Annotated in this window: 12 protein-coding genes; 11 read left to right on the top strand and 1 reads right to left on the bottom strand. The window is 55.1% G+C overall.

Features of this window, described 5'->3' with window-relative positions; genetic code table 11:
* Positions 1-224 precede the first annotated feature (224 nt).
* The 4 genes from JXO48_10720 to JXO48_10705 all read left to right on the top strand — a co-directional run bounded on the left by JXO48_10720 (position 225) and on the right by JXO48_10705 (position 5,175).
* Complete coding sequence (locus JXO48_10720) at positions 225-767, top strand: helix-turn-helix domain-containing protein (protein ID MBN2284353.1); 543 nt, start codon at positions 225-227, stop codon at positions 765-767.
* 51 nt (positions 768-818) lie between these two features.
* Positions 819-2,255 carry a thiolase domain-containing protein gene (locus tag JXO48_10715; GenBank protein MBN2284352.1) on the top strand — a complete coding sequence of 479 codons (1,437 nt, stop codon included), beginning with the start codon at positions 819-821 and terminating at the stop codon, positions 2,253-2,255.
* A gap of 16 nt (positions 2,256-2,271) precedes the next feature.
* Positions 2,272-2,862: a hypothetical protein gene (locus JXO48_10710; GenBank protein ID MBN2284351.1), complete on the top strand. Its 591-nt coding sequence runs from the start codon at positions 2,272-2,274 to the stop codon at positions 2,860-2,862.
* A 528-nt stretch (positions 2,863-3,390) separates the two neighbouring features.
* Positions 3,391-5,175, top strand: a complete 1,785-nt coding sequence (locus tag JXO48_10705) for an AMP-binding protein (protein ID MBN2284350.1) — start codon at positions 3,391-3,393, stop codon at positions 5,173-5,175.
* A 62-nt stretch (positions 5,176-5,237) separates the two neighbouring features.
* Here JXO48_10705 and JXO48_10700 read toward each other — a convergent pair whose 3' ends face one another.
* Positions 5,238-6,374 carry an acyl-CoA dehydrogenase family protein gene (locus tag JXO48_10700; protein MBN2284349.1) on the bottom strand — a complete coding sequence of 379 codons (1,137 nt, stop codon included), beginning with the start codon at positions 6,372-6,374 and terminating at the stop codon, positions 5,238-5,240.
* 289 nt (positions 6,375-6,663) lie between these two features.
* On the opposite strand from JXO48_10700, the gene JXO48_10695 reads away from it, so the two are divergent.
* Genes JXO48_10695 through JXO48_10665 form a run of 7 tightly spaced genes read left to right on the top strand, consistent with a single transcriptional unit; the run spans position 6,664 to position 12,857 of the window.
* Entirely contained in the window at positions 6,664-7,302 is a 639-nt protein-coding gene (locus tag JXO48_10695) for a TetR/AcrR family transcriptional regulator (GenBank protein MBN2284348.1), read from the top strand.
* A gap of 43 nt (positions 7,303-7,345) precedes the next feature.
* Positions 7,346-7,927 (top strand): PHP domain-containing protein, encoded by a 582-nt coding sequence (locus JXO48_10690; protein ID MBN2284347.1) that lies wholly within the window; start codon positions 7,346-7,348, stop codon positions 7,925-7,927.
* Between the two features lie 34 nt (positions 7,928-7,961).
* On the top strand, positions 7,962-9,104 hold the full coding sequence (locus tag JXO48_10685; protein ID MBN2284346.1) for a thiolase family protein: 1,143 nt from the start codon (positions 7,962-7,964) through the stop codon (positions 9,102-9,104).
* A 12-nt stretch (positions 9,105-9,116) separates the two neighbouring features.
* Positions 9,117-10,304, top strand: a complete 1,188-nt coding sequence (locus JXO48_10680; protein ID MBN2284345.1) for a thiolase family protein — start codon at positions 9,117-9,119, stop codon at positions 10,302-10,304.
* 10 nt (positions 10,305-10,314) lie between these two features.
* Positions 10,315-11,472: an SCP2 sterol-binding domain-containing protein gene (locus tag JXO48_10675; GenBank protein ID MBN2284344.1), complete on the top strand. Its 1,158-nt coding sequence runs from the start codon at positions 10,315-10,317 to the stop codon at positions 11,470-11,472.
* Between the two features lie 13 nt (positions 11,473-11,485).
* Complete coding sequence (locus JXO48_10670) at positions 11,486-11,950, top strand: Zn-ribbon domain-containing OB-fold protein (protein MBN2284343.1); 465 nt, start codon at positions 11,486-11,488, stop codon at positions 11,948-11,950.
* A gap of 46 nt (positions 11,951-11,996) precedes the next feature.
* Positions 11,997-12,857: a 3-keto-5-aminohexanoate cleavage protein gene (locus tag JXO48_10665; protein MBN2284342.1), complete on the top strand. Its 861-nt coding sequence runs from the start codon at positions 11,997-11,999 to the stop codon at positions 12,855-12,857.
* Positions 12,858-12,870: the final 13 nt, after the last annotated feature.

Below are 12,870 nucleotides of genomic sequence, written 5' to 3'. Positions count from 1 at the left end.
TCGCGGCCCGGACACTCCCTTCCCGGGTATCTCCTGGAAACATCAAGGGCCGGAAACCGACACCGCCGGTTCTTCAACACCCGGCATACCTTCTTTTTAAGGATTGACTCATATATCAATCAAATATTGACTGATTTGTCAATAATTAATTGACAACAAATATTAAGTAATGATATAGATTTACAAATACAAAACATTAACCCTTTTATCCATATGATATTACTATGAATTTAGGATCCATACTTCGCGAGAAACGAAAAGCCCTCAAGTTGACCCTCCGGGCCGTTGCCGAGAAAGCCGGCATTTCAGAGGGTTTTCTATCCCAGGTTGAAAACGATGTCAGCTCACCGTCGGTGGATACGCTGGTGAACATCTGCAACGCCATCGGCATCGAGGCCGGCGAGGTCCTGAAGGAAGCGGAAAAAAAACAGCGGCTCGTCATCATCCGGCAGACGGATTGGGAAGAGGTCGAATTCCCCGCGTCGGGATTCATGACGCGGCGTTTCTTTTCCCCGCAGGACCGGAAAGTTATCGACAGCTCCGTGATCGCCATCGAGCCGGGCAGAAGCATACCGGCCCGGAAAAACGTGAAGAACACCCAGGAAGTCCTCTGCGTGCTGAAGGGCTCCGTCGAACTTTTTCACGGGGGGGAAACCTATGTCCTGTTCGAAGGTGATTCCGTTCACTACTGGTCGATCCAGCAGCGCGAGGTCATCTCCAACAGGTCGGGGGATCTTGCAATTGTTTTGTGGGTGGGAACTCTCTGAGAAGGGGATTGCCATAACAAAAGGAAAGGACAAAGAGAAAGGAGTGGACGAATGATTACATTCAGTGAACGCCAGCTGAAGGTTCCAAAGCTTGCGCGACCCGTCTATCTGGTCACGGCGGGACAGTCGAAGTTTGATCGGGCGCTCCCCGACAAGCGGACGGAAGAGCTCTGTATCGATGCCCTGACTCAGGCAGCGGAACTGATCAACAAAACGCCGGCCGAGTTAAAACGGTACATTCACACCTGTTACTACGGGCACTTCGCTGATCACTTCGGGGACCAGCTGCTCGGCGAGGCCGTCATTCACGACCGGCTCGGACTGGACCCCCTGGGGAACATCGGCGTCAAGACCGGGGGAGCCACCGGCGGATCGACCATGTGGGAAGCGATGAAGGCCGTTGCCTCGGGATACTCGGATTGTACACTGGCAATGGGATGGGAACGCATGGACGAGGTCCCCACCGATGAAGGGAACTTCCTCATTTCCTGCGCCGCCGACAAGGATTGGGAAAGCCCGCTCGGTCACATCTATACGGGCTACTACGCGGTCATGGCCCAGAAATACTGGAAGGTCTTTGGTAAAGAGCAGGCCTCCTTCCGAAAAACGCTTGCGGAGATAGCCGTCAAGCACCGCGGTTACGCACGGTTCAACCCTTACGCGCAGGGCCCCTTGAAGATCACCGTTGACGACGTCCTCAAGTCCCCTGTAGTCGCCTACCCTCTCAGGGCGCTTGATTGCTGCCTCATGAGTGTCGGCGCCGCCTGTGCCATCATCTGCGACGAAAAGACCGCACTGGAACTCACAAAGGGCACAAAGAACAAGCCTCTCAGGATCTGGGTGACGGCGGGTTCGCACACCCTGCGCCCGGCCGACAGACGGGACATGGATATCCCGCTCCTTCCCAATGAAACGGCCAGGCAGTACAAAGACCTCGGCAAACGGTTCCCGGGAGGAGAACGGTATCCCGGATTCACGGGATTCCTTGCGGCCCGCATGGCTGCCTGGTACGGGTACCGTATGACCGGCATCGTCGATCCCATGGAAGATCTTGACGTGATCGAACTCCACGATGCCTTCACGATCAGCGACGTCCAGACCTATGAGGATATCGGACTGAGACCCTACGGCGAGGGAAGAAAATTCGTCGAATCGGGCGACTGTTATCACACGAACCCGCACACGGGCAAACCGGGAAGGCTTCCCTCGAACCTTTCGGGCGGTCTGATCGGCTGCATGCACGCCGTGGGTGCGACAGGGATCATGCAGACCTTTGAAATAGCGACACACCTCTGGAACCGCTGGGGGGAAATACACGGTGACAAAAAGATATGGAAGAATTTCGACCGGGAGAAACCGGCCGACTGGACCAATCTCCAGGTGAAAGGCGCCAAACGTGCCCTGGCGATCAGTCACGCCGGGGTCGGCTCTCACGTGACGGCAACCATCCTGATGGACCCCGACCATCTTCTGAAAGAAGACGCCTGAAAGGAGGAGCAGGGTTATGAGTATGTTCGGACAGGTATATGTTAAAAACAATCAATATAAGATCAGGGGGAACTTTCATCACTTGACGCCGAATCAGCCGATCCGCAACGCCGACGATGGATGGAAGCTGATGGGTGTGACGAACCCCCGCGACATGACTTACATCCACGCCTACGGCGGTGAGTCGATATTCTTCGAGTCCCTCGGCAAGGGAAAGTTGATGGCGACCCGCTGCGACAATCCGAAGTGCGAAGCGAAAGGAACCATCTACCAGCCTTTCAGGATCCACTGTATGGACTGCCTCGAACGGTGCACCGTCATCGACATGACGGACCTCGCCAAAAAGACGGCGACCGTTCATACCTTCATGGTCTGCGAACGATCGGGCGCGTTCAGCTTCCTTGATAAACCGATCAAATTCATCAACGTTGAATTCAAGGGAGTGTCCACGATACTGATGAGCTATCTTTCGATCGGTGATCCCGAAATCGGGATGCGGGTGGTACCGATATTCAGAACGCTCAATCCCACCAGCACCATTCTGGATCTTTCCTGGGTTCCCCGGGGAACGAAGGCAAAAGACCTGCCGGAAGGATTCAGTTTCTAAGAGGGATCAATTGCCACGGAACCGGGAAGCGGGGGTGCTGTCGTCACCCCCGCTTCCCCCGTTTGGCCGTATCTGCGGCAGGGTTGTGATTTTCCCCGGGGCCCGCGGAAAATTTTGAAAAAAACCGCCTCCTGTTGTACTGTACTGTCACGCCGCCCATGACTGACGGGCATGCATACTGACAACTTTGTAATACAGCCCACATGCAGCGCCCAGATTCGTCCTTCGTCATTGCAACGGATGTGAGAATTCATTCCATTCCTCGAACTTCGCGCGCTGCACCATCAGGCCGTTTACGAAGCCGTCATGCACAGCACATTTTTCGGGGTTCAAGGGGCCAAGGGTTCAAGTGAAAAACCGGGAATATGCAAGAATGTGAATGTCTTCTTATAGATCATGCTGATCATGCGTGGATAGGAGCACCATAATGAAAGTAACAATACAATCCTTGAAACCTCGAACCCCCGAACCCTTTTCTGCAACTCAACGGGAGAAGAACCCGAAAATACGATAAAGGAGGGAATAATCATGGCACAGGTAATGGAACCGAGATTCATCAAGGGCGCTGATTTCTATGACGATGAGTTCCACCGTCTCTATGACCGGATCGGCTACCCGAAGGAGTGGATCGAGGAAGGGAAGCGTTTCGCGCCGAGGGATTCCTACGTTATTGCCCATCCCACCTGGTACTGGGAAGACTTGCCTCCCCTGCCGGACATCTCTCTCTATGAACTTTTCCGGGAGACCGTACGGAAACATCCCGATGAGACCGCCGTCATTTTCTTTGACCGGGCGATCAGTTACCGGGACCTCGATGTCCTCATCGGAAAATACGCGGCCCTCTTGAAGGACCTGGGAATCGGGAAAGGGGATGTGGTTGCGGCCATGCTGCCCAATTCTCTCCAGCATTGGGTGGCCTTTTTCGGCGCCCTCAAGATCGGCGCCGTTCACACACCCATAAACGTGATGTACCAGGAGGATGAGGTCCGTTACCAGGTAACCGATTCAGGCGCAAAGGTACTTCTGGTACTGAATCTCCTCTACTCGAAGATCAAGAATCTTCACGATGAAGGGATCCTCAAAGAGGTTATCGTCACGGACATCAAGGATTTCGCCGCCGAGAACGCCGTTGTGCCCGGTGCCGTGAAGTTCCTCTGGGATATACCGAAAGCGCCCGTCGAAGGGACCCTGGACCTCTTTGGAACCCTGGACAAATATGAACCATTCGACGAACCGGTCCCCTGCAAGCCGAAAGAGGACACCGCCCTGCTTCTTTACACGGCAGGGACTACTGGCCGTTCCAAGGGGGTGATCGAAACCCACTTCAACATGGTCTTCAATGCCATAAATCACCTGCACGCGGCACATTTTTTCACGGAGCGGCTCATTAATTATTCCATCATGCCCATGTTTCACACGGCCGGTTACTTCCTCTACACGCTGCCGACCCTTTATTCGGGCGGCACGGTCATCCCGATTCCCATGTTCGACCTCGAAGAGGCGTTCCGTGTGATCCAGACCTACGGTGTCACCGTTCTCTTCGCGCCGCCGACGCTCTTCATCGCCCTCATGTCAAATCAGGAACTGCTGAAAAAACACGACCTCAGCAGTCTGATCCTCACCATCGGCTGCGGCGCCCCCGTACCGGTGGCCGTACAGGACCAGTGGCGGGACCTGACGGAAATCAATCTCACCAACGGCTGGGGCATGACTGAAACGAACAGCGGCGGCTGCATTTCGATCCCCGGCAAAAAAGAAAAGATGGATTCCATCGGGATCCCTGTGTATTCGGAAATGAAGGTCGTCGATGAAAAGGGCGCCGTGGTTCCCCGGAACGAACCGGGTGAAATATACTACCGCGGCCTCCAGGTCGCCAGGGGCTACTGGAACAAACCGGAAGAAACAAAGGAAACCTTCGGCAGTGACGGTTGGCTCCATACCGGCGATCGGGGTTTTATTGATGAGGAGGACTTCATCCACTTTGTGGACCGGGAAAAGGACCTGATCGTCGCATCCGGTTACAACCTGGCGCCGGTCGAAGTGGAAAACACCCTGTATCAGAACCCTCATGTGGCAGAGGCGGCTGTCATCGGGATCCCCCACGAGTACCGGGGGGAAACGGTAAAGGCCTTCGTGGTCCTGAAAGGGGAATCGAAAGGAAAGGTGAGTGAACAGGAATTGATCGATTTCTGCAAGCAGCGACTGGCAACGTTCAAGGTGCCCCGTGTCATAGAGTTCCGTGATGCCCTGCCGAAGAGTGCCGTGGGCAAGATCCTCCGCAGAATCCTGAAGGATGAGGAAGCTGCGAAATAACCGAGGCGGCAAGAAAAGAAAAGGCCGGAGGGTGATCACACCCTCCGGCCTTTTTGCGCCGGCTACATTCCTCTGAGGTAGTGGCCTATGATGAGCTTCTGCACTTCCGTGGTCCCCGCCCCGATGGGAAAGACTTTGGCATCGCGCATGTACCGCTCAACGGGATATTCCTTCATGTACCCGTACCCGCCGAAGATATGAACAGCCTCGCCCGTTACCCGCACCGACATCTCACAGGCATAGAATTTCGCCTGTGCCGCCAGCGACCGGGCTTCCTTGAAATTTCCCTCGTCCCAGCAGGTCAAACCCTTGTATGTCAGAAGGCGGGCGGCCTCAAGTTCCACCAACATCGTCGCCAGTTTGTCCTGTATCATCTGAAAATTGAATATGGGCTGGCCGAACTGCTCACGCTCCCTGGAATACTTGAGCGCGGCATCAAAAGCCGCCTGTGCGATACCGATGGCAAGACAGCTCCACATGAACCGTTCCACATCAAGACCGGAAAACATCTGGCGCAGACCTTTTCCTTCGACGCCGCCGACCAGGTTTTCTTCCGGGACGCGGCAGTCCTCGAGAATGATCTCGCCCGTCGGTGACGAGCGAAGACCAAGCTTCGAAAGTTTCTTTCCCACGGAGTATCCGGGGAATTCCTTTTCAACGATGAACGTGCACAGGCCGCCAGGTCCCTGGGCATAGATGAGTGCCGTGTCAGCGATGGGCGCGTTGGAAATGAAGGTCTTGGTACCGTTCAGGATATACTCGTTCCCCTCTTTCCGTGCCGTCGTCTTCAGCGAAACGGCATCCGACCCCGCACCGGGCTCGGTCAACCCCATACATCCGCGCCGCTCACCCCGGGCCAGCGGCGGGCAGTACTTTTCAATCTGTTCCTTTGTCCCGTTCCGGGCGATATTGTTGGCACAGAGAAGACCGTGAGCACCAAAGGCGGTGGCGACGCCGGCATCGACCTTTCCCAGTTCCTCTCCCATGAGACCGAACGACAGATAATCCGTCAGGTAACCGCCCAGTTCCGGTGGAACACCCATGCCCAGAAAACCGAGAGGCTTCGCCTTTTCCCAGAGTTCCTCCTTGAACGTTTCCTCGTGGTCCATCTCCTCGACAAGCGGCGCGATCTCCCTTTCGGCGAACTTGCGGACCGTATCTCTCAACATCTGCTGTTCATCGGAAAACTTGAAATCCATCGTATCACTCCTTCCTTTTTTGATACCGGGCCACTGGGGGGCCGGAAATTTCCTCCTGGTTCACGTATCACCGGACGTCTATATACGTCACTGTAAATTGACTTGTCAATCAATAAAAGCCCCTGCCCTGTTTTTCCATCCCGACAAGGCATGAACGCGGAACCGCTCCGCCCTTTTTCTTCTGCATATTATATTGATATTACTTGATATATAAAAACCGGTTCATAAAAATGCATGAAGGGGAAAAAATGAATTGACATGTCAATCAGTCTCTGATAGCTAACGACCCATGGCTAAGAACGACAAACAAGAAATGATCATTGATGCGGCTCTCGAAGTGTTCTGCGAGAAAGGCTATGCCAACACCCGCATGGCCGACATTGCCAAGAAAGCCGGCGTTTCATACGGTCTCGTGTACCATTACTTTGAAAGCAAGGAGGCCTTTTTCGACAACATCGTAGAGAAGTGGTGGAACACCCTCTATGAAATGCTCGAGAACCAGCGGCAATCGGACGCGGAACTGAAGGAGAAACTGGCGAACATCATCAGGTTTTTCCTTGATACCTACTCAAATCGTTTTTTCCTGCTTTCCATCTTCATCACGGAGGTTTCCCGCAGTTCCCTCTACCGCACGGAACGGGGACTGATGCGGTTCAGAAAGTTCTTTACCATGTGCGATGAGATCATGTCGGACGCCCAGAAGAAGGGCATTCTCAGGAAGGATGTACCGCCTCATTACATGACGTACATTTTCCTCGGAGCCATGGAAGCCTTTATCTCCGTGATGGTCCTGGGCAAGGAGAAACTGAACAGGCAGCGGGCCGAACGAACGATAAACGCCATCATCCGGATATTTCTCTGCGGTGCGATGACCGCCGCGGCGGGAGAAACGGGAGGAACCATCGATAAGGACCTGTGCCGCGAATAAGTATTGTTCCTGAGCGGCCGGACTCACAGGGGGGCAGCGTATCATGCGCCTGAAAGGTCAGCTTCATATTCACACAACATTCTCCGACGGCAGGCTGACACCGCAGGAAGCAGCCGACACGTATGCCAGGCTGGGGTTCGATTTCATCGCGTTCACCGACCATGACCATCTTTTGAAACCGAGTTATCGTGATGCCGTCACCAGTGTGAAGACGGAGCTTATGGTTTTTTTCGGGATCGAACTGACCGTGGGCACACCTTTCGGGTATGTTCATGTCAGCCGCATCGAAGGAGATACCGAGATACTCCACACCTTCAATCACCCGGGAGACTATGGCTTTACCATGAAACAAACCATCACCTGCATCAACGACGTGGCGAAGGAGTACCCCATCGATGCCGTGGAGATCACCCACCACGGTTTTCTCACACCCGAATATGATATTGATGCCATCCCCTACCCCAAGGTCGCCTCGGATGACTCGCACACGACACTGGGGTGCGGGCGGGCATGGATAGAGGTTGACTGTCCGAAGGACAGAGATTCCATCATCAGAACAATCAAAGCCGGCGATGTGATTAATTGCTATGCCAGGGGCCAGGCACGGGCGATAATGTTGGCTTGATTGTTAAAAACAGTAAAGGAGGAGAGATGTCGAGATGAAAAGGGTTGCCGTCTGTGCTGTCGCACAGCACAAATGTGATTCAAATCTCTGGTACAAGCGGTTTCAGGGCATGCTCCTTGATGTTCTCGAAGAAATTCAGGAACAGACAGGCGTGAACTTCTCTGAAGAAAACGGCGTTCAGACCATTGTCACCGCCTCGGACGATGTCTTCGACGCCCGGACCATATCCGACAACGGCATGACCGATGTTGTCGGTGCGCACTACCGCGAGGAGGAAAAAATGGCCCAGGACGGGCTCAACGCCCTGGGGTACGCCATGGCGATAATCCTCTCGGGACATCAGGACCTGGTGTATGTCGCCGGTCACTGCAAGGAATCCCAGGCCGAGAGCAGGAACATGTGCACCAATCTCGCCTATGATCCTTTTTACGGCAGGGCCATGGGCCTTGACTATCTGAACACCTCGGCACTTCAGGCACGGGCATACATGGAAAAATCAGGCCTGACCGAAGAACAGCTGGCAAAGGTCGTCGTCAGGGCACGACAGTGGGCGGCGCGGAACCCAAAGGCGAACGCGACGGGACAGGTGGAACCGGGGGAAGTCATGTTCTCACCCATGCTCTGTGATCCCATTCGCACGCTCCATGCCTATCCCGTTTCAGATGGCGCCGTGGCGATTCTGCTCGCCTCTGAGGAGCGGGCCCATGAATTCACGGACAATCCCGTATGGCTCACGGGGTTCGGCAGCTGCATGGACTCATACTTTCTGGGAGACCGGGACCTGACGGGCAATTTCGCCCTGAAGAAGGCGGCCGCGCGTGCCTACCGCATGGCAGGCGTAAAGAACCCCAGAAAAGACGTGGACCTTGTGGAACTCATGGACTGTTACGCATACCAGCAGCCCCTGTGGCTCGAAGGCCTCGGTTTCTGTGATGAAGGAACGGGAGGCGGTTTCATCGACGAAAACGGACCGGCACAGTGCAACGTCAATCTTTCGGGCGGCATGCTGGCCGGAAATCCCCTCATGACGGGCGGCCTGTATCGTGCCGCGGAGGCAGTGCTCCAGCTCCAGGGTAAGGCGGGCGAACATCAGGCAGCTGATGTGAAGCGGGCCGTTGCCCACAGCATCACCGGAGGCGCGGGTCAATTTCATTCAGTCCTCGTGCTGGAGAAATAAGGAGGAAGGACCATGGGAAAAAAGAAAAACAGAAATGTGGGGATAATCGGCATCGGCCAGACCGAATTTTCAAGCCATAAGGAGCACCAGAACCAGGTGGAAATGGTCAACGAAGCCGTTCGATATGCACTGGAGGACGCGAACATCACGCTGGATGACATTGATTGCGTCATCCACGGGAACATGGAACTCTTCGAGATGGTCCACCAGCCTGACATGTGGCACGCGCTGGGCTCCGGTGCATTCGGAAAGGATCAGTTCAGGATCACCACGGGCGGCACCACCGGTGCCACCCTCGTCTGCGCCGCCGACAATCTCGTGGCATCGGGCATGTATGACGTGGTCATGGCCATCGGACTCGAAAAACTTCAGGAAGGGCATACCACGGGCGGCATCACCAATATGGCCGACCCCCTCTGGTTCCGCCATTTGCAGACCGGCGCCCTGACGGCCACGACGGCCACGATGATGATAGATGAATTCGGCGAAGACAGGGCACGAAGAGCGGCCATGAAGTACCGGATCCTGATGGACAAGCACGCCTGTCTCAACCCCCGTGCTCATCGGCGTTTCGGCCTCGAATACGATCAGCTTGAGGAACTGATGAACACGTCTCCCCAGCTGGTGGGTGAGCTCCGTCTGATCCACATGTGCTCACAGAGCGACGGCGCCTGCGTGATGATCTTCGCTGCCGAGAAAAAGGCCAAGAAGTTCAGCAAAAACCCCGTGTGGGTCCGGGACCACATCACCGTTCACCGGGAAGAAACCTTCAATAATTTCGGTATCGACATGCCGGAAATGACCCATCACTATGCCGCCCGGAAGCTTTTCGAGCGCAACGGCATCAAAAATCCCGTCGAGTATTTCGACGTCTTTGAAATGTACGACCCCTCCGCGTGGTGGGGCCTTGACTGGCTGCGGGAATTTCTGCTTCTGGACGATGACGAACATTTGAGAATGCTGGAGGAAGGTGAATTCGACCTGGACGGCAAGCTCCCTGTCAATCCCTCGGGCGGTGTTATCGCAAGCAACCCCATCGGGGCGACTGCAATGCTCCGCCCGGCTGAAGCGGCACTGCAGATCCGCGGCGACGCGGGTCCCCAGCAGATCAAGAAGGAGGTCCGGCACGCCCTCGCCTCGGGCTTCGGTGGAACCTTATGGACCGTTCTCATGATGCTCGAGAAAGACTTAAACTGGTAGGAGGTTGGCAATGGCTGAATACTTTGGTTCAAGAGTAGAAGATATATTCAATACCATGGAGGTTCGCTTTCTTCCGGAGGGAACACAGGATGTGGATGTCACCATCGGATACAATGTTTCGGGAGAAGGCGGCGGACACTGGAAGGTCACGATAAAGAAGGGGGCCCTCACCGTTGAAAAACTGGACGCTGAAGTTTCAGGCTGCACGGCTATCCTCAACGCCAAGGCGGAAACTTTCGTGGGTGTTACCCTGGGGAAAATAGACGCCGGTGAGGCCCTTTCGTCAGGAAACATTTCCGTCGACGGGGATCTGACCGTTCTCATCGCGGTCCTGCCGAAGGCCTTCCGTCCCTTTACGCCCATCGTGCGGGCAAGCAGTATCATTGAAAGCATGCCCGAGCGGTTCCGTCCCGACAAGGCCGAAGGCGCTGACATGAAGATCGGTTACGATCTCGCTGGCGAGGGTGGCGGTCAGTGGACGGTGATCGTCAAGGAGGGCGCCTGCTCCGTCAAGAACGAGCTTGACGGCGACTGTATCGTCACCATGAAAATGGACGCCCAGGTCTTCGTCGATCTCAATACGGGAAAGCTCGACGGGGCGACGGCATTCACTTCGGGCCAGGTGAAGATCGACGGCGATATCGGGGCCGCCGGCGCGACGGCGAAATTCTTCTCCAAGTTTCAAGCTGAGGGCGCGGCGGAGGAAAAGGGTGAAGAACTTATCTCCCTGAAATGCATCCCGTCGATCGATCAGCGATACGCCACGGGACCCATCGTTGGCAAGTGGTTCTCGGGATTGAAGGAAAAGAAGTTCATCGCGTCCAAATGTCCCAATTGCGGAAAATTGATGGTTCCGCCCCGGGAGATCTGCGCGCAGTGCCGGGTGCGGGCCACGGAATTCGTCGAGGTTGGCCCGGAGGCTACGGTCACCCTTATAGACGTTGTGTACTATGCCAGTCCCGATCCGCTGACCGGAAAGATTCGGAAAACCCCCTATACGGCCCTGTTCATGGTCTTTGATGGAGGATCACGGGACGAGAGTTTCGCCCATGATCTGAATCCACGGGACATCGACCGGATAAAACCGGGTATGAAGGTCCGTCCGGTGTGGGCGGAAAAGCGAACGGGAACGTACAAGGATCTCCTCTACTTTGAGATCGCCGACTGAAGGAGGACTACCAATGGCCGTAATCAAAGAAATAACGAAAGACTGCAGAGTGTTTACGGGGAAGATGGCCTTGCCCAACCAGTACTTCGCCGGGAGGGTCGGAACAAAGTTCATCATCTCCCTCCGGGATGATCACAAGATCCTCGGGGTCAAATGTGATAAGTGCAACAAGGTTTTTATTCCGCCCCGTGAATACTGTGAGAGATGCTTCTCCAAGATAGACGAGAACTGGGTGGAGCTCTCCGATGAGGGCGTCATCACCAACTACACGATCGTCTACTACAACGACAAGCATCTTCCGCGGCGCGCACCCTATATTCTCGCGCTTATCAAGGTGGACGGCGCCGATACGCCCTTCGCTCACATCGTGGAGGGTATCGATGTGGAGGACGTGAAGGTCGGCATGCGGGTAAAGGCCGTGTATGCGCAGGAAACGACGAACACAATTCTGGACCTTGATCATTTTGAACCCCTGTAAGGGGAATTGAGCATAGAAACAAACCGAAACAAGGAGGGTAGTTGTCATGTCGAAAAAGGTTATTATTTGTGCCGCCCTGGCGGGCGCCGGAACCTTCAAGAACCAGAATCCAGCCGTTCCCTATACGCCTCAGGAATTCGCCGACGAGGCGGAACGTTGTTATAAGGCGGGTGCCGCCATGGTTCATGTCCACGCGCGGGGCGACGAGGGAATGCCGACGCACGTGATCGAAAGGATCCAGGCGACCCATGACGCGATCAAGGAGCGATGCCCCGATCTCATCGTCAATCTGAGTTCCGCCGTCGGCATGGGTGCGACGAAAGAACAGAGGATCGAGCAGATCGTCGCCGTCAAGCCCGCAATGGCCTCACTGAACACGAACACGATGAACTTCGGTATCGTTGATCGCGGCACGGGACAGATCATGATCGATTATGTCTTTGAAAACACCTTCACCATGCTGCAGGATTTCGGCAAAGCAATGGAAGCGAACGGTGTAAAGCCCGAGATCGAATGCTATGACCTGGGCGGTCTCGACAACACCCTGCTGATCCAGAAGCAGGGGATCTTCTCGGACCCGATAAATTTCAACTTCGTCTGGGGCGTCGCCGGCGGGCAGCGTTTCAGGCCCGAATGCTTCGTCGCCATGGTGAACGCGCTTCCTGAAAACGCAAACTTCACCACCTGCGGTGTCGGTATCGACCAGTTTCCGGCGATCACTCTCTCCTGCCTCATGGGCGGACACATGCGGGTAGGGCTTGAAGATAATATCCGGGTGCCGAATGGTGATCTGGCGAAGGGAAGCTATGAGCAGGTTGAATGGGCCGTCAGGATCGCTTCCTGTCTCGGGCGTGAACCGGCCACACCGGACGAAGCACGGAAATTGATGGGAATTAAACAGAAATAACTGTGCGGGAATA

Source organism: Deltaproteobacteria bacterium, assembly GCA_016933965.1.
Taxonomy (GTDB): domain Bacteria; phylum Desulfobacterota; class Syntrophia; order Syntrophales; family UBA2210; genus JAFGTS01.
The sequence above is the reverse complement of the archived record's forward strand: the minus strand, read 5'-3'. Positions and strand labels throughout refer to the sequence as shown.